The sequence below is a fragment of the Rhodococcus sp. BP-332 genome, from assembly GCF_019836065.1.
Lineage (GTDB): Bacteria > Actinomycetota > Actinomycetes > Mycobacteriales > Mycobacteriaceae > Rhodococcoides.
In genome coordinates this window covers 198112-215232 of sequence record NZ_JABUEC010000005.1, presented here as the reverse complement: position 1 = coordinate 215232, position 17121 = coordinate 198112, and the positions used below count along the sequence as shown (strand labels likewise).

At 68.5% G+C, this 17121-nt stretch carries 14 protein-coding genes; 3 read left to right on the top strand and 11 right to left on the bottom strand.

Annotated features, from left to right (window positions below):
- Nucleotides 1–7: 7 nt before the first annotated feature.
- From HQ314_RS19255 to HQ314_RS19240, 4 genes are read right to left on the bottom strand one after another with little or no spacing between them, the layout of a single operon-like run.
- Nucleotides 8–976: an ABC transporter substrate-binding protein gene (locus HQ314_RS19255; RefSeq protein WP_222650952.1), complete on the bottom strand. Its 969-nt coding sequence runs from the start codon at nt 974–976 to the stop codon at nt 8–10.
- A gap of 40 nt (nt 977–1016) precedes the next feature.
- The gene (locus HQ314_RS19250) at nt 1017–1910 is read right to left on the bottom strand and encodes an alpha/beta hydrolase (protein ID WP_222650951.1); all 894 of its coding nucleotides are present in this window, start codon (nt 1908–1910) and stop codon (nt 1017–1019) included.
- Nucleotides 1911–1959: 49 nt separating this feature from the next.
- The gene (locus HQ314_RS19245) at nt 1960–4125 is read right to left on the bottom strand and encodes a S9 family peptidase (RefSeq protein ID WP_056447493.1); all 2166 of its coding nucleotides are present in this window, start codon (nt 4123–4125) and stop codon (nt 1960–1962) included.
- A 5-nt stretch (nt 4126–4130) separates the two neighbouring features.
- A complete protein-coding gene (locus tag HQ314_RS19240) occupies nt 4131–5015 on the bottom strand; it encodes a phosphoribosylaminoimidazolesuccinocarboxamide synthase (RefSeq protein ID WP_056446672.1) in 885 nt (294 codons plus the stop codon).
- 99 nt (nt 5016–5114) lie between these two features.
- Between HQ314_RS19240 and HQ314_RS19235 the strand changes: the two genes are divergently transcribed.
- The gene (locus tag HQ314_RS19235) at nt 5115–6530 is read left to right on the top strand and encodes an MDR family MFS transporter (RefSeq protein WP_027504317.1); all 1416 of its coding nucleotides are present in this window, start codon (nt 5115–5117) and stop codon (nt 6528–6530) included.
- On the opposite strand, the gene HQ314_RS19230 is transcribed toward HQ314_RS19235, so the two are convergent.
- From HQ314_RS19230 to purD, 7 genes are all read right to left on the bottom strand, one after another.
- On the bottom strand, nt 6527–7444 hold the full coding sequence (locus HQ314_RS19230; RefSeq protein ID WP_222650950.1) for a siderophore-interacting protein: 918 nt from the start codon (nt 7442–7444) through the stop codon (nt 6527–6529). The two genes, HQ314_RS19235 and HQ314_RS19230, sit on opposite strands and share 4 nt — an antisense overlap.
- A gap of 135 nt (nt 7445–7579) precedes the next feature.
- Complete coding sequence (locus HQ314_RS21830) at nt 7580–9367, bottom strand: DUF4012 domain-containing protein (protein ID WP_222650949.1); 1788 nt, start codon at nt 9365–9367, stop codon at nt 7580–7582.
- Nucleotides 9368–9445: 78 nt separating this feature from the next.
- A complete protein-coding gene (locus HQ314_RS19220; RefSeq protein WP_222650948.1) occupies nt 9446–10768 on the bottom strand; it encodes a UDP-glucose/GDP-mannose dehydrogenase family protein in 1323 nt (440 codons plus the stop codon).
- Nucleotides 10769–10835: 67 nt separating this feature from the next.
- A complete protein-coding gene (gene purB / locus HQ314_RS19215; protein WP_222650947.1) occupies nt 10836–12257 on the bottom strand; it encodes an adenylosuccinate lyase in 1422 nt (473 codons plus the stop codon).
- A gap of 53 nt (nt 12258–12310) precedes the next feature.
- A complete protein-coding gene (locus HQ314_RS19210) occupies nt 12311–12955 on the bottom strand; it encodes a TetR/AcrR family transcriptional regulator (protein ID WP_027504321.1) in 645 nt (214 codons plus the stop codon).
- 87 nt (nt 12956–13042) lie between these two features.
- Nucleotides 13043–14197 (bottom strand): pyridoxal phosphate-dependent aminotransferase, encoded by a 1155-nt coding sequence (locus tag HQ314_RS19205; RefSeq protein WP_222650946.1) that lies wholly within the window; start codon nt 14195–14197, stop codon nt 13043–13045.
- A 2-nt stretch (nt 14198–14199) separates the two neighbouring features.
- The gene (gene purD, locus HQ314_RS19200) at nt 14200–15459 is read right to left on the bottom strand and encodes a phosphoribosylamine--glycine ligase (protein ID WP_222650945.1); all 1260 of its coding nucleotides are present in this window, start codon (nt 15457–15459) and stop codon (nt 14200–14202) included.
- A 103-nt stretch (nt 15460–15562) separates the two neighbouring features.
- Between purD and HQ314_RS21555 the strand changes: the two genes are divergently transcribed.
- Both HQ314_RS21555 and HQ314_RS19195 read left to right on the top strand, forming a co-directional pair.
- A complete protein-coding gene (locus HQ314_RS21555) occupies nt 15563–16660 on the top strand; it encodes a class A beta-lactamase-related serine hydrolase (protein ID WP_261781861.1) in 1098 nt (365 codons plus the stop codon).
- A complete protein-coding gene (locus HQ314_RS19195) occupies nt 16657–17112 on the top strand; it encodes a helix-turn-helix transcriptional regulator (protein WP_056446646.1) in 456 nt (151 codons plus the stop codon). Before HQ314_RS21555 ends, HQ314_RS19195 begins: the two co-directional genes overlap by 4 nt.
- Nucleotides 17113–17121 lie beyond the last annotated feature (9 nt).

The following is a 17121-nucleotide window of genomic DNA, read 5'->3' as shown; positions in this document are numbered from 1 at the left end:
GGTGCGGTCAGAATGTCGGGACGATGGTCTCGACCGCCCACGCGAGACCGAGCGGGGACGGGAACGCGATCGACTGCGCCTCGGTGGGAGCGAGCGGCACGTAGTCGCCCCGTTGAACCGCAGACAGAGCCGAGACGCCGGGAAGTGCCCGGAACTCGTCGAGAGCGGCCGGCGGACCCGTGGCGATGACGAGGTCAGCGTCGTTGTTCGACAGGTCCTCGTAGGTGATCTGCGCCCGTCCCGGAATGGAGCTGGTCGGCAACGTCGTCGCGTGATCGGTGGGCCGCATCCCGAGGGCGTCGAGGAACTGTGCACCGGCGTCGTCGATGGAGTTCACGACGTACACACTGCCGTCGGCCGGACCGACGAAGAACGTGAACGTGCGGCCCGCGAAACCGGGATTCGCCTCGGCCGCAGCGGCTATCGTCCATTCGGTCTCCTCGATCACGCGCTCGCCGTCGTCGCCGCGACCGAGCGCGCCCGCGATGGTCCGCGTGGCCTCCTGCCACGTCTCCGCCGACGGTGTGCTCGCGTAGTGCACGACTGGTGCGAGCGCGGACAACTGGTCGTAGCGGGTGTCGAGTCCGAACGCCTTGGTGCCCACGATCAGATCCGGTTCGTAGGACAGCACTTCCTCGACCGACAGATCGGCGTTGGCGCCCTGCAGGAAAGCGGGAGCGTCCTTCCCCGCGATCGCTGCCTCGGTCCAGGGTTGGAATCCCGACTCGGCCGTCGCGCGGGCGGTCGCCACGGGGGTCACCCCCAAGGACAGCAGGATGTCCGCGTCGGTCCACGACAACGCGACGACGCGTGTCGGTTCGCTCTCGACGACAGCGGATCCGAGTGCCCCCTCGACGGTGATCGGAAAGGACGACGCGTCGTCCACGGCCTGCGACGGCGCCGTCGCGGCGGGCTCGCCCGACGAACATCCCGCGAGCGCGACGGCGACTATCAGGGCGACGAGAATTCTTCGCATACCGGACGATCTTAAGGTCCGGTAGTTCCCCGCGGGGGTGCTACGTCAGCGGGACCGTGCGCTCCAGGAACGCGATCTGATCGGCCACCACGTGCTCGAACGGGTCGCCGACATAGATCTCGAAGTGGCCGTACGGGTACACCTCGATCTGTCCGCGAGGCGCCTTCGCCGCATGGCGCAGGGTCGCCTTCGTCGGTGCGACGGTGTCCGGATCGCACACGCAGAACAGCACCGGCGCGGTGATCTTCTTCGCCGCCCGGCCGGGGAAGTACCGGGTGATGGCGAGTGCGAACCGAGCCGCCACCTCGTTGGAGAAGGCGGAACCGGGGGGCTGCAGACCGAGGTACCCGTCGAGTGCATCGGTGCTGGCCATCAGTGCGACACCACGGTGTTCCGCGGCGAGCGGCACCATCACGGGAGGCTTGCCCCGGAGCGATCCGACGATGTCCCGGACGGCGAGCGGGGTGATCCTGAGCGTCGTGCTCAGCGGCGTGGCCAGGGCCGACGCGAGCCCGTCGGTGAACGGGCACTGGGAGATCACCGCGGCGACCCGGCCGTCCCGAGCGGCGGCCTCGAGGACGTGTCCACCGCCGAACGAGGACCCCCACAGCACCACTCGGGTCGGATCGATCCCGTCGATCGTGCGGGCGTACGCGATGGCCGACGCCCAGTCCTCGAGTTGGAGCCCGATGTCGAGGAGCTGCCGTGGCTCGCCGCCACTGGCGCCGAAGTGGCGGTAGTCGAACACCAGGCACGCGTAGCCGGCAGCGGTGAACCGTTCGGCGTACGCGTCGAGCCGCATCTCGCGGACACCGCCGAGACCGTGGGCCAGGACGACGATCGGCTGCCGCTCGCTCGGTGTGTCCGGACGGTACAGCCACGCCGCACAGGTGGCGTCCCCGGACACGAACTCGACATCACGACGTTCACTCACTGCGGCCCCCGACCGTCATTCGCTGCAGTCCACCCCCCGGCGAACGCCGTCAGCTTGCCGTATCGCGGCCACCCGTGGCAATCGCACCCGTGCGTTCGATCACCCACGCGTACTCGAAGGCGATCTCCTTCCACTTCTCGTATCGCCCGCTGACCCCGCCGTGCCCGGCACTCATCTCGGTCTTCAGCAGAATCGGCTCGCTGCCGGTGTTCTTCACCCGCAGAGCGGCGATCCACTTCGCGGGTTCGACGTAGAGCACGCGCGTGTCGTTGATCGAGGTGATGGCCAGGACGGCCGGATAGTCCTTCTCCGCCACGTTCTCGTACGGGCTGTACGACTTCATGTAGTCGTAGACGTCCTTGTCCTCCAGCGGATTTCCCCACTCGTCCCACTCGATCACCGTGAGCGGCAGCGACGGGTCGAGAATGGACGTGAGCGGATCCACGAACGGGACGTTGGCGAGGATGCCCGCGAACAGTTCGGGTGCGAGGTTGGCCACCGCTCCCATGAGGAGCCCGCCCGCGCTGCCACCGTCGGCCACCAGACGATCGGGAGACGTCACCCCGGTGTCGATCAGATGCCGTGCGCACGAGACGAAGTCGGTGAACGTGTTCTTCTTGTGCAGCATCTTGCCGTCCTCGTACCAGAGGCGGCCCATCTCCCCGCCGCCGCGCACGTGCGCGATGACGAACACGATGCCCCGATCGAGCAGGGACAGTCTCGACACCGAGAAGCCCGGGTCCATGCTCGCCTCGTACGAGCCGTACCCGTACAGCAACGTCGGCGCGCCGCCCTCGGACACCTCGACGTCGACGCGCTTGATCACCGAGAGCGGCACTCGCGTGCCGTCCTCCGCCGTCGCCCACTCCCTGGTCTGGGTGTACCGCGTCGGGTCGAAATCGCCGAGCACCGGCTGCGACTTGCGCAGGATGCGCTCGCCAGAGGCCAGGTCGTAGTCGTAGACGCGCGAGGGCGTGATGAACGAGGTATAGCCGAAACGCAGCAGCGGTGCGTCCCACTCCGGATTCGAGCCGAGACCCACCGAGAACAGTTCCTCGTCGAACTCGAGCTCGTGACGCTCGCCGTAGCCGCTGTCGAGCAGTGGCCACAAGGCCATGCGCGGCACGGCTTCCCGGCGGTACGACAGCACCAGGTGGTGCGCGAACGCGTCGACGTCCTCGAGCCGCACGTCGTCGGCGTGCTCCAGGAGAATCGTCATGTCCGACGGGTCCTCCACCGGCGCGTCGGCCAGGACGAAGTTCTCCGCCTTCACTCCGTCGACGACGTCGTTGTGCAGGATCAGGAACCGGTCGCGGCCCGCGACCACGGCGTGCTCCGCGCTGTACTCGACGCCGTCCCTGCGCGGCAGGATCACGTGGAACTCGCCCGTCGGATCCTGCGCGTCGAGGTACCAGCCCTCGGTGGTGACCTTCGACCCCACCCAGATCACGAGGTACTTCTCGCTGCGCGTGGATCCGAAACTGACCCAGTAGGACTCGTCCGGCTCGTGGAAGACCACCACGTCCTCGGACGTGGGCGACCCGATCCGGTGTCGCCACACCTTGTCCGGACGCCACGAGTCGTCCACGGTCTGATAGAAGAGGTACTGCTGATCGGCGGACCAGGTCGCTCCGGGAGCGGTCTGCTCGATCTCGTCCGGGAACAGCTCTCCGGTACGAAGATCCTTGATGCGCAACGTGTACCGCTCGTCGCCGGCGGTGTCGACGGAGTACGCGAGCAGGTGTCCGTCGTCGCTCAGGGAGAATGCGCCGAGCGAGAAGAAATCGTGTCCTTCTGCCAGCACGTTGGCGTCGAGGACGATCTCCTCGCCGGGGACCTCGACACCCGGTTCGAGCGCGGGCGGCGTCCAGTCGTCCACCGAGGCGACCGGGCAGCGGCACTGCATGCCGTAACTCTTGCCCTCCAGCGTGCGCCCGTAGTACCACCAGAGTCCGCGGCGCGTGGGCACCGACAGATCGGTCTCCTGTGTGCGCGACTTGATCTCGTCGAAGATCGCCGTGCGCAGCGGCTCCAGGTGGGCCGTCTGTGCCTCGGTGTAGGCGTTCTCCGCCTCGAGGTACGCGACGACCTCGGGATCCGACTTCTCCCGCAACCACTCGTACGGGTCCACGACGACGTCACCGTGGTGTGTGCGCGTGTGCGGAACGGTCTTGGCGATCGGTGGTGTCGTCTGCTGTGCGTCGTGCGTCTGCATGTCGGTCACGGTCGTACCCAATCGTCGAAGGAGAGACCCGAGAGTCGTTCGTACGCCTCGACGTAACGCGACCGGGTGCGGTCGGCGATGTCGTCGGGCAGCGGCGGGGGCGGTGCGTCGCCGTGGCGGTCCCATCCGGACTCACCGGTCAGCCAGTCCCGGACGAACTGCTTGTCGAAACTCGGCTGCGCCTGCCCCTCGGTGTAGCCGTCGAGCGGCCAGTACCGGGACGAGTCGGGAGTCAACACCTCGTCGGCGAGGACCACCTCGCCGTCGTCGTCGACACCGAACTCGAACTTGGTGTCGGCGAGAATGATTCCGCGTCCGGCGGCGAACTCCGCGGCGCGCGCGTAGATGTCGAGCGTGGCCGAGCGCAGCTTGTCCGCCGTGTCGGCTCCGACCAGGGCGACCACGGAATCGAAGTCGATGTTCTCGTCGTGATCGCCGATCGCCGCCTTGCTGGCGGGGGTGAAGATCGGCTCCGGGAGCGTGCTCGCCTCGGTGAGACCGTCCGGGAGCGGAACGCCGCACACCGCACCCGTCTCCCGATAGTCGAGCAGCCCGGACCCGGTGAGGTAGCCACGGGCGACACACTCGACCGGTGCCATGCGCAGCGCGCGCACCACCAGCGCGCGGCCGAGCACCTCCTGCGGGATCCGCGGATCCTCCGCGTCTCCGGCGAGGTGATCGCGCACGCCGAGAGTGTCGAAGAAGAACACGCTCATCGCGGTGAGCACGCGACCCTTGTCAGGAATGGGCGTCGACAGCACGTGGTCGTACGCGGAGATGCGGTCGCTCGCCACCAGGAGCAGATGGTCGTCGTCGATGCGATACAGGTCGCGGACCTTGCCGGCCGCCAGATGGGGATACTGCGAGAGAGAGGGGCGCACGACGTTCGAGCGTAGTCGTGCCGCGCATCGCGGTGGTGGCGGTGTCTGGCAGTGTTCGGAGGGACCCTCGGTACCGAGGCGAACGAAGGAGCGTGGCGGGTGACGACGACGGACAGGGTGCAGGTCGGATTCCGGTCCGAACGAGGCCCGATCCTGGCGGCGCTGATGCTCTGCAACTCGCTCGTCGCCCTCGACTCGACGATCATCGCCACGTCCGTCCTCACCATCGTCGACGATTTGGGCGGCTTCTCCCAGTTCCCGTGGCTCTTCTCGATCTACCTGCTCGCACAGGCCGTCACCGTGCCGGTCTACGGCAAGCTGGCGGATCTCTTCGGCCGCAAGCGTCTCGTCCTGTTCGGCATCGCCGTCTTCGCGATCGGCTCGGTGCTGTGCGGGATCGCCTGGAGCATGCCCGCCCTCATCGTCGCCCGGGCGATCCAGGGCATCGGCGCGGGCGCGATCCAACCGATGGTGCAGACGATCGCCGGCGACATCTACACCGTGCGCGAGCGCGCGAAGGCGCAGGGCTACCTGGCCAGCGTGTGGGCGATGTCGTCCATCGTGGGTCCCAGTCTCGGCGGCATCTTCTCCGAGTTCCTGTCGTGGCGCTGGATCTTCTTCGTCAACATCCCGCTGTGCCTGGTCGCGGCGGTGATGCTGATCCGCAAGTTCGACGAGACGGCGAGGCCGTCGACGCGGCAGAGCATCGACTACGTCGGCGCCGCGCTGCTCACCGTCGGCGCGGGCGCCCTCATCCTCGGGCTGCTCGAGGGTGGTCAATCGTGGGCGTGGACGTCGGGAGCGAGTGTCGCGGTCTTCGCCGTCGGAGTGGCCGGGCTCGCCGCCTTCGTGCTCGTCGAGAGACGCGTCGCGTCCCCCGTGCTGCCACTGTGGGTGCTGACGCGACGTGTCCTGGTCGCCACGAGCGCCGTGGGCGCCGTCATCGGCGCCGTCGTGCTCACGCTCACCACGTACGTCCCGACGTTCGTCCAGGGCGTACTGGGGCTGAGCGCACTGGCGGGCGGCTTCACCCTCGCACCGCTCCTGCTGTCGTGGCCGCTGATGTCGTCACAGTCGGGTCGGGTGTATCTGCGCATCGGGTTCCGGCGCACCGCGGTCATCGGTGGGTCGATCGTCACGGCCGGTTCGCTGCTCACACTGGGATGGACCACGACGTCGTCGGTGTGGGAGATCTGCGTCGGGTGCCTCGTGATCGGAGCCGGGATGGGGCTGATCGCGGGCCCTGCGCTCATCGCGGCGCAGTCGAGTGTCGACTGGTCCGAGCGCGGAGTGGTCACCTCCACCAACACGTTCGCCCGCAACCTCGGCAGCGCCGTCGGCATCGCGGTGTGCGGGGCCATCGTCAATGCCACCGTCGGAGACGACGCATCGCCGACCGAACTCGGCGACGGTCTGCACATCGTGTTCTACACGGTGATCGGCGGAGCGGTCCTGTTGCTGATCGCCGCACTCGCGATGCCCGGTGGCCGTATCGCCGATCCCGAGAAGAGCTAGAGGCCGACGCGCTCGAGGAGTGCCTCGAACTCGTCCTGCGCCTGCGCTTCCGACTTGCCCTCGCGCAGAGCGCGCTTGTAGCCCGCGAGTGCCATCGCCTCGTACCGCTTGTAGGAGGCCAGCCACTCCTCGGCGCGCTCGCGCCAGTATCCGATGACCGAGCACTCACGGGTGCTCATGCCCCACTGCTTGCGCACGTGGGAGCGCACCGCGCGGGACGCGCCCGCCTCACCGGCGAACCACACGTATCCGGAGCCCGCGGGACGCTCGTACGACGCGACCGCATCGGGGAGAACACTCGGCATCACACCGTTGCCGGTACCCACGCGCCAGTCGACGGTGACGTCCGCCGCCGTGTCGAACGACTGGATGTCGGCGGGGTCGAGGACCTCGAGCACGACGTGGGTCCGCAGCCCGGCCGGTGCCTGTTCGAGTGCTCGGGCGATGGCCGGCAGACCCGTCTGGTCCGCCACGAGCAGTTGCCACGCGGCGTCCTCGGGACACCGGTACCAGGAGCGGGGGCGCGAGAGGACGACGCTGTGGCCCGGGCGCGCCAGCCGCGCCCAGTTCGACGCGACGCCGCTCTCGTGCAGGACGAAGTCGATGGTCAGCGTGTCGTCGTCGCGCATGCGGACGGTGTAGTTGCGGCACTCCGGCCGCGTCGCCGCGTCGTGGTAGCCCCACACGCCCTTACAGCAGGTCATCGGCGGCAGGACGTCGTCGACGGCGGGCGGGAAGTACACGGTCACGCACTCGTCCGGTGCCTCGACGCCGACGTACCGTTCCACCCACGGGCCGCCGAGAACGATGCGCACCATGCTGGGTGAGATCGCCGTCGTGGACAGCACCGACGCCGGATAGAAGCCGGGTTCCGCATCGAGCGTCGCGGCGTCGAGTTCGAACGCTGTCGACATCGGACCTCCTCGCCTGCGGCACGCTCGGGGGATCGAGCGACTGTAAGGCGAGCCTAACCATGCCTGGCGGCGGAGTGCAATGGGGCCGGTCACAGACAGCTGTGACCAGCGCGTCACGAACTCACGAGAGCCGCGTCAGGATCCCGAGCAGTCCGGCACGTCGACGGTGGCGGTGCCGGGGAGCGTCGCAGGCTGGAGCGGCACCCGCGCAGCACCCGGCGCCGTCGGCTCCACGAGGTCGAGGACGAGGGTCTTGGTCTGCCCCGGCTCGACGACGAACGGCGTGTAGAAGAACGGATGACCCCGTTCCTGCCCGGTGAGCACGAACACCTGCTGACCATCGATCGACGCCTTCGTCAGCGTCGATCCCGTCGTCGTGAAGACCGACACCACCGATCGATTGGTTCCGGGGGGACCCTCGTACGCGGTCGTCTCGTTCTGACGTCCGGCGATGTACCTCGGGTAGTCCTGCGGCGGAGCCGTGTTGGTCACGGAGGCGGTGATCTGCGTCGTCCGCGTGTCCCCCACGCACGAGGACGCGGTGTAGGTGATGTCACGCTCGAGGTAGTAATCGAGCTTGCCGCCGGCGCCGTTGTTGACGACCAGCGCGGCGTACGGTGCGGGGTCGTCCGGCACCTCGTGCGCGATCTTGGTTCCGGACAGCACACTCTGGATCGCGGGGTCCGCGCTCCAGACGGCGGTGTGGCCCTCGCTGACTCCACGTCCGATGGCATCGAGAAGCCCCGCAGGATCGTTGATCTTGCCCTCCACCTTGGAGAAGACGCGGGCGGCGATCTGCTGCAGGTAGTCCTTGCGCGCGAGGTTGTCGTCGGCGAAGCGGAAGTACGCCTCCGACTGTGTCAGATTCACCACGTTGTCCGAGGTGACCTGCTCGCCGTCGGCGAGAGTCACCGGACCCACCACCCCGAGGATGTAACTCAGTGCCACCGGATCGGTGGCCAGCACACCGTCGACGGACTGGCCGGACTCCTGCTGCCAGATCGATCGGAGGATCTCCCCCGTGTACGGGAAGTGAGGACTCACGTTCGCGTTCTGCCAGTTGGCCGTCGCGTTGTACTGGTTGCCGTACGCCTTGGCGAAGTCGGGCCCCAGATCGATCGGGTCGTAGAGGGCACCGAGCTCGCTGTTCTTCGCCAGTGCGTCGAGCGAGATCTTGCCCCGGTCCGCGTCGATGATGGCGAATCCACCCATGAGCCCGCCGGTACCGCGCGACTCGGCATTGGTCTGGAACGCCAGGAAGTAGCTCTTGGGTGAGTTCTCGCCGAGCATGTCCGGGAGGATCTTCGACGCCAGGCTGGTGTTGGTGAGCAGCCCGGACAGATCGTCCAACTGCGCCTTCAGCGAATCACCGGCCTCGGTGACCTGCGGTAGATAACTGTCGGTGTCGATGGACTCCGCGCGCTGGTTCAGTGCGGTCGCCGAGGCGGACACCTGCTCGAGGGTCGGCGACGCCTCGCGCAGCGCACCCAGATCGATCGTGCCGTCGTCGGCGCGCAGTTCACTCGGGTTCAGCACCGCACCGACGTCGACCGCGGGCTGCAGGACCTCGGTCGTGAGGTCGTGGACGAGTCCGGTGAGCGGACCCACGACATCGAGAGGGGAGCCCACACCCGGAATGGCGGCGACGGCCTTCCAGATGGGCGACTCGGTCGCATCCAGCGCATCTGTCGACGCGGCGGTCGCGTCCGCGACGCGCTCACGACCCTCGTCCGCGTTGCCGGCCAGGATCGCCGACCGTGCCGCGAGTGCATCGTCACGGGCGGAGCTCAGCCCCTTGTACGCCGTGTAGACGGTCCACCCGAACCACGCGACCAGGGCCAGGAGGACGACGGCCACGATCCACACCCAGATCGGGACCCGCCGTCGCCGTGCCGTCGTGGTTCCACCGAGCTCATTCGACACGACAATCCTCTGCTCGTTCTCGGACCGATATTCGGCAGGAGTGTATCAATGGCGTTGTCGACTGTCGTTTCGTCGGACTCAGGGTCGTCCGAGACCGCGATAGTGCCACCCGGCAGAACGCCACACATTCATGTCGAGGCAATTGCGTCCGTCGATGATTCTGCATTCTCGCACCACGCCCTCCAGATCGGCGGGAACCAGCTCGCGGAATTCACGCCATTCGGTGAGCACGAGTACCACGTCGGCCTTCGCGCACGCCTCCAGCGCAGAGCTCGCGTACCCCAGCGTGGGGAACAGCGCGCGCGAGTTGTCGTTGGCCTTCGGGTCGTACACGGTCACACCGGCACCCTGAAGTTGCAGTTGCCCAGCGACATTGAGAGCCGGCGAATCGCGGACGTCGTCGGAATCGGGCTTGAAGGCGGCACCGAGCACCGCCACCTGCGCCCCCAGGAGGGTGCCGACAGTGTCACGGACGACGTCGACCATGCCTGTACGCCGACGCATGTTGATGTTGTCGACCTCGCGCAGGAAGGTCAGCGCCTGATCGGCTCCCAACTCACCGGCACGGGCCATGAATGCGCGAATGTCCTTGGGCAGGCAACCGCCACCGAAACCGATCCCGGCGTTGAGAAATTTGCGTCCGATTCGATCGTCGTGACCGATTGCATCGGCCAGAACGGTGATATCGGCGCCTGCCGCGTCACAGACCTCGGAAATAGCGTTGATGAACGAGATCTTCGTCGCGAGAAATGCGTTGGCCGACGTCTTGACCAATTCGGCGGTGGCCAGATCGGTCACGATGAAGGGGATCCCCTCGGCGAGCAGGGGCGCGTAGACCTCGCGGGCGACCTCCTCCGCGCGCCGAGGACGGTTCCGGTCGACCCCGAGCACCAGCCGGTCCGGGTGCAGCGTGTCCTCCACGGCGTGACCCTCGCGCAGGAACTCCGGGTTCCAGGCCACCTCGAGGTCCTCGCCTGCCGGCGAGAGCGCATGGGCCAACGCGCCGAGTCGCTCCGCCGTGCCCACGGGAACCGTGGACTTGCCGAAGAGGACAGCGGGTCCGGTGATCAGCGGTGCGAGGTTCTCCACCACCGAGTTCACGTACGTCACGTCAGCGGCGTACTCGCCCTTCTTCTGCGGCGTGCCCACCGCGAGGAAGAAGATGTCACCGAACGCTGCAGCGTCCGCGTACGACGCGGTGAAGCGCAGGCGGCCCGCTGCGATGTTGCGCTGCAACACTTCCTCGAGGCCGGGCTCCCAGAAGGGCACCTCCCCCGCCTCGAGCTTGGCCAGCTTGCTCGGGTCGACATCGACCCCGAGGACGTCGTGTCCGATCTCGGCCATGCACGCAGCGTGCGTGGCGCCCAGGTAACCCGTTCCGATGACGACAACTTTGCTCACATGACGAACCGTAGGGTCTGACGGCCGTCACTTCCACCGGGAGACCATCCCGTCGTCACGGTTCACATCACAGAATGGGAGCCGGTGTGTACCGAGCCGCCTCCGGGTTCGCGTCGACCAGTGTCTGCACCGCGGCGACGACCGCAGCGACCTGCGCGTGCGCGGCGCCGATGAACGCCGACCGATCCGCCAGCGCCGTGTCGAGTGCCGCGCGGTCGAGCGGCAACCGCTCGTCGGCCGCGAGTCGGTCGAGGAGGTCCGGTTCCCTCCCCTGCTCCCGCATCGCGAGAGCGACGGCCACGGCATGCTCCTTGATGACCTCGTGGGCGGTCTCCCGACCGACTCCCGCACGTACGGCGGCCATGAGCACCTTGGTCGTCGCCAGGAAGGGCAGATAGCGATCGAGCTCGCGGGCGATCACGGCGGGATAGGCACCGAACTCTGCGAGCACGGTCAGGAAGGTCTCCATCATCCCGTCGATGGCGAAGAATGCGTCCGGCAGCGCGACACGACGCACGACGGAACAGAAGACGTCGCCCTCGTTCCACTGTGCGCCGGCCAGCTCCGCGGCCATGGACCCGTACCCGCGCAGGATCACCTGCAGGCCGTTGACGCGTTCGCAGGACCGGGTGTTCATCTTGTGCGGCATGGCCGACGAGCCCACCTGACCCGGCTGGAAACCCTCGGTCACCAGCTCGTGTCCGGCCATCAGGCGCACCGTGTGGGCGAAGGAGGACTGCGCCGCACCCACCTGCACCAGCGCCGACACCACGTCGTGGTCGAGGGAACGAGGGTAGACCTGGCCGACACTCGTGAAGACGTGGGCGAAACCGAGATGCTGCGCCACCGCGCGTTCGAGGGTCTCGAGCTTGTCGGCATCGCCGCCGAGCAGATCGAGCATGTCCTGGGCCGTCCCCATCGGACCCTTGATGCCGCGCAGCGGGTACCGGTCGATCAGCTCCCGGAGCCGGGTCGACGCCACCATCAACTCGTCGGCAGCCGACGCGAACCGCTTGCCCAGCGTCGTGGCCTGCGCCGCGACGTTGTGGCTGCGGCCGGCCATGACCACCTCGGTGTACTCGGCCGCGCGCTCGGCCAGACGCGCCGCGACAGCCACGCCGTGCCCGTACACGTGTTCCATCGACCGCAGGATCTGCAGCTGCTCGACGTTCTCCGTCAGATCGCGGCTGGTCAGACCCTTGTGCACGTGCTCGTGGCCGGCAAGGGCGTTGAACTCCTCGATCCGCGCCTTCACGTCGTGACGAGTGACCCGCTCTCGATCCGCGATCGACTCGAGATCGACCCGGTCGGCCACTCGCTCGTAGTCCGCGATGGCCTCCGCCGGGACGTCGACACCGAGATCGGCCTGCGCTCGCAGCACGGCGATCCACAGCTGACGCTCGAGCACGATCTTGTGCTCGGGTGACCACAGACGGGCCATGTCGGGACTGGCGTAACGGTGGGCGAGGACATTCGGGATACGGCTCACGAGCGGCCAGTTTACGGTCCCCTCACTGCGCGACCGTCCCCCGGACTGCGCCTCTACTGCGCGACCGTCCTCCGGACTTCCCGCGACAACGGCGCGTGACGGTCCACCGCATCCAGCAGGACGTCCCGCACGCGTGACCGCAGGTCCGCCCCATTCTCACCCAACGCGCCCATCACGACACCGTCGACGAGGGCCAGGAGCGGGCGGACGTGGTCACGGTCGGTGGGCCGACCCGCGGCGGACAGCACGTCGGACAGCATGTCCTCCAGCTCACCACGCAGCCGGCAGTGCAGTTCCTGCAGCTGCGGATGCCGCGCCGCAGCCAGCACCCGCTCGTAGCGCGCCACCATCAGGTCCCGCCGGACCTCGTCGCCGTCGTCCGGACCCACGAGCAGGTCCACCACCAGGTCCACCGTGTCCGCGGTGTCCAACGCAGCCGGCGCGAATGCGGTCATCCGGTCGCGGATCATCGCGATCTCACGGACCCCGTTCAGTTCCGCGGCGTGCGTGACGAGGTCGTCCAGGGAGTCGAAGTAGTAGGTCGTGGACGCCAGCGGAAGCCTGGCCCTCGCCGCGACGCTCCGGTGCCGCACGGCATCGTACCCTCCGGCCAGCAGAAGATCCGCTGCGGCCGAGATGAGGGCCTCGCGCCGACGCCGACCCTTGGGCGTCGAGCGGGGAGCGGAGCCGGTCGACATGCGTACACATGCTGCCACCGGCGCTTCTCCCCCGTGCGCCTTTTGCGTATCCCTGGATGCGCAAAGGGCGCACGGGGGCGCAGCCCACTACCGCAGTCGCGGGGCGAGCCGACGCAGCGCCTCGGTGATGTCCTCGGTCGCACCGGCGAAGGAGAAGCGCACCGTGTGGTGACCGTGCACCGTGTCGAAGTCCGCACCCGGGACGACGGCCACGCCGGTCTCGTCCAGGGTGTCGGCACACCACCGGAACGAATCGTCCGTCAGGTGCCCGATGTCGGCGTACGCGTAGAAGGCGCCGTCCGCGGGAGCGAGCCGGGTGATGCCGGCGTCACGGAGACCGCCGAGCAGTTCCTCGCGGTTGCGGGCGTACCGCCGCACGTGACCGTCCAACTCGGCGAGGGACTCGTCTGTGAAGGCGGCGACCGCGGCGAGCTGCGAGACGGTCGGCGGACACACCGTCATGTTCGAGGCCAGCCGCTGGACCGCTCGGGTGAGCGAACGCGGGAGCACCATCCAGCCGAGACGCCAGCCGGTCATGGAGAAGTACTTCGAGACCGATCCGATCGAGACGGCGCCGTCCGAGAACTCCCGAGCGCTCCGGCACAAGACGTCGCCGTAGGAGATGCCGTGGTAGATCTCGTCGGAGATCAGCAGCGTGCCGTGCTCGTCGCACCATCGCGCGAGCGCGGCCAACTCGTCGGGATCGATGATCGTGCCGGTCGGATTGGCCGGACTGGCGATGATCAATCCCTTCGGAGGTTCGGGGAGCGCATCGAGCATCGCGACCGTCGGCTGGAAGCGCACGTCCTCGCCGCAGTCCAGCTCGACCACGCGACACCCCAACGCGGACAACGTGTTGCGATACGCGGGATAACCGGGTCGCGCCATCACCACGGTGTCGCCGGCGTCGAACGCCGCGAGGAACAGCAACGTGAACGCACCCGACGACCCGGTGGTCACCACGACGTCCTCGGCCTCGATGACGACCTGCGATCGCGTCGACAGGTAGGCGGCGATCGTCGCCCTCAGCCGCGCGGTACCCAACGTCTCGGAGTAGCCGATCACGTCGTCGTCGAGCGCCGTGCGCATGGCAGCGAGGACCGGCCCGGGCGCGCGCGTGGACGGCTGTCCGGCCGCGAGGGACACGACGTCGCCGTGAGTCTCCTGGCGGCGCGCCGCAGCGGCGAACACGTCCATGACGCGGAACGGCTCGATACGCGAGCGCGCGGATTCCTCGACCATCGTCAGGAGGGGATCGAGATCCGGCCCTCGACGGCCGAGAGTCCGATGTCGGTGCGGAAGTGGCCGCCGGTCAACGACACTCGCGCCATGACGTCGTACGCCTCGGTGCGGGCGGCGGCGAGATCCGCCCCGGTGCCGACGACGCTGAGCACGCGGCCCCCGGCCGACACGAGGCCACCGTTCCTGCCGTGCGCCGTCCCCGCGTGCAGCACGCCGGGGTTCTCGGCGCCGGTGATGGCGTCTCCGGTGCGCGGTCGGCCGGGATAGTTCTCGGCGGCGAGCACGACGGTGACCGCCGAACCCTGCTTCCACTGCAGCGGCGGCAGGTCCGCCAATGTTCCGGTGGATGCCGCGTACAGCGCCGCACCGAGCGGTGAGTCGAGCAGTGCGAGCACGGCCTGGGTCTCGGGATCACCGAAGCGACAGTTGAATTCGATGACCGCGGGGCCCTCACCGTCCACCGCGAGGCCCGCGTAGAGCAGGCCGGTGAACGAGCAACCCCGTGCCACCATCTCCGCTGCCACGGGCGCGACCACCTCGTCGACGATGCGCTGGACCATCGAGTCGGGCAACCACGGCAACGGTGTGTAGGCGCCCATCCCGCCGGTGTTGGGCCCGGTGTCGCCGTCTCCGACGCGCTTGTGGTCCTGAGCGGGCAGCAGCGGCACCACGGTCTCGCCGTCGACGAGACAGAACAGCGACACCTCCGGGCCGGACAGGAACGATTCGAGCAACACGGGATGGCCGAGTTCGAGGAGCTCGGCGGCGTGAGCGCGCGCGGTGAGGCGGTCCTGCGTGACGACGACTCCCTTGCCCGCGGCCAGTCCGTCGTCCTTCACCACCCACGTCGGCCCGAAGCGGTTGAGGGCGGCATCGAGCAGTGCCGGCGTGTCCACCACCTCGCTGGTCGCGGTGCGGACCCCGGCCGACGCCATGACGTCCTTCGCGAACGCCTTGGAACCCTCGATCCGGGCGGCGGCGGCGGACGGACCGAAGCAGGCGATCCCGGCCTCGCGCACCGCGTCGGCGACGCCGAGCACCAGCGGTACCTCGGGGCCGATGACGACCAGATCGGCGCCGCGCTCGCGAGCGAGCGACACGACGGCCTCCCCGGAGGCGACGTCGACGGGGTACGTCTGGGCGACGGTCTCGATGCCGGCGTTGCCGGGGGCGCACATCACCGCGCTCACCTCGGGGTCCGCCGCCAGGGCGATCAGCAGGGCATGTTCACGGGCTCCGGAACCGATGACGAGTACTCGCACTAGAGCAGCGTACTGGCCACGACCTCTGGACCAGCGCACCCGTTCGCGCTATGGTAATTCCGGAATTACGGAATAGCCGAACGATGCGACTCGAGGAGAACCGATGATGCGCACTCTCACCGCCGTGACCGCGGCGTCGATTCTGCTGGCCGGGTGCTCGTCCGCACCGCCTAGCACGACCGAGCCGACGTCCACCACGACGTGCGCACCGGCCCCCGTTGCGGACATGACCACACCCGACGGCTGGATCGGCTTCGCCGCCGAGCACCCCGAATCGGTGTCCTTCGCGGTGGACGACGGGCTCGGACACACCGCCGAGCACGACGCGGACACGCCGCACCCCCTCGCCTCCGCCGTGAAGGTCGTACACCTCGGTGCCTACGCCCGCGCCGTGGCCGACGGCACGCTGGACCCGGACGAACGCATCCCTGTCGCCGACTGGCAGCGGTGGTACGCACCCGGCACGGACGGCGGTGCCCACATCGCTGCTCTGAATCGCCTCGGCATCGCGAACGACGGAACATCGCCGACGGATCCGGCCGCGACGGTGCGGCTCGACGACATGGTCACCGCGATGGTGCGTGAGAGCGACAACGGAGTGCCCGACTACCTCCGGTACCGCCTGGGCGACGACGCGTTGCGGGACGCCGCCGCAGCGGGCGGGTGGAGCGACTTCACACCACCCACCCTCGTCGGCGTCACGCTCGGCGCCCTCGACGCGACCGTCGACACGGACGATCTGTGGTCGCTCGCACAGCGGTTCGCCTTCGACGCCGACTTCCGCGCGACGTACGGAACGACCGCGCGACCGCGCGACGAGACGGAACTCCTCACGTACTTCGATCGGTTCGGCCCGACCGGGACGGCCGCCGAGCTCGCGCGATTCCACACCGCCGTCGCCGACGGTTCCTACGGCTCGGGGGTCGACACCGTCAGGCGCCACCTCGAATGGCAGGACCCGCCTGCGGACGCCGGGTTCGTGGCCATGGGGTTCAAGGGCGGAAATCTGCCCGGAGTTCTCACGCACGGCTTCGAGTTCCGCCGCGCGGACGGCGCCCCCGCCGTGGTGGTGTGGCTGAACCATGGTCTGACCGCAGCCGAGTACGAGTCCGCGACGACGAACCTGACCCAGCATCAGACGCTGCTCCTCGAGGCCGCGGCGGATCCGGCGACAGTGGGGCGGCTAGCCTGCATCTCGTGAGCGAGCTGGAGGCACGCGTCGCAGCCCTGGAGGCTCGGGTCGCGGCGCTCGAGGGGGACCCCCGACAGACGGCGGCGTCCACCGGGGGCCTCGTGTCCTACTCGGGTGACGTCCATCTGGCCGGCGACGTCACCTGGTCCATCGAGTACGTGCCCGACGCCGTGCTCGATCTTCCCCCCGACCGGGCGGTCGAGGTGCTGGCGGCGCTCGGCCACCCCGTGAGGCTCGCCGTGGTCCGCGCACTGTTGCGCGGTCCAGCAGTCGCCGCCGATCTTCAGGCGGCGGTGGGACTGTCGTCCGTCGGTCAGCTCTATCACCATCTGAAGACCCTCACGTCGGCGCGGATCGTCGAGCAGCACGGCCGGGGCGACTACCGGCTCGCCGCACGCACCGTCGTGCCCGCGCTGGTGCTGATGCTCGCCTCGGCCGACATCGCCGGAGAACTTCGCTGATGTGAGATC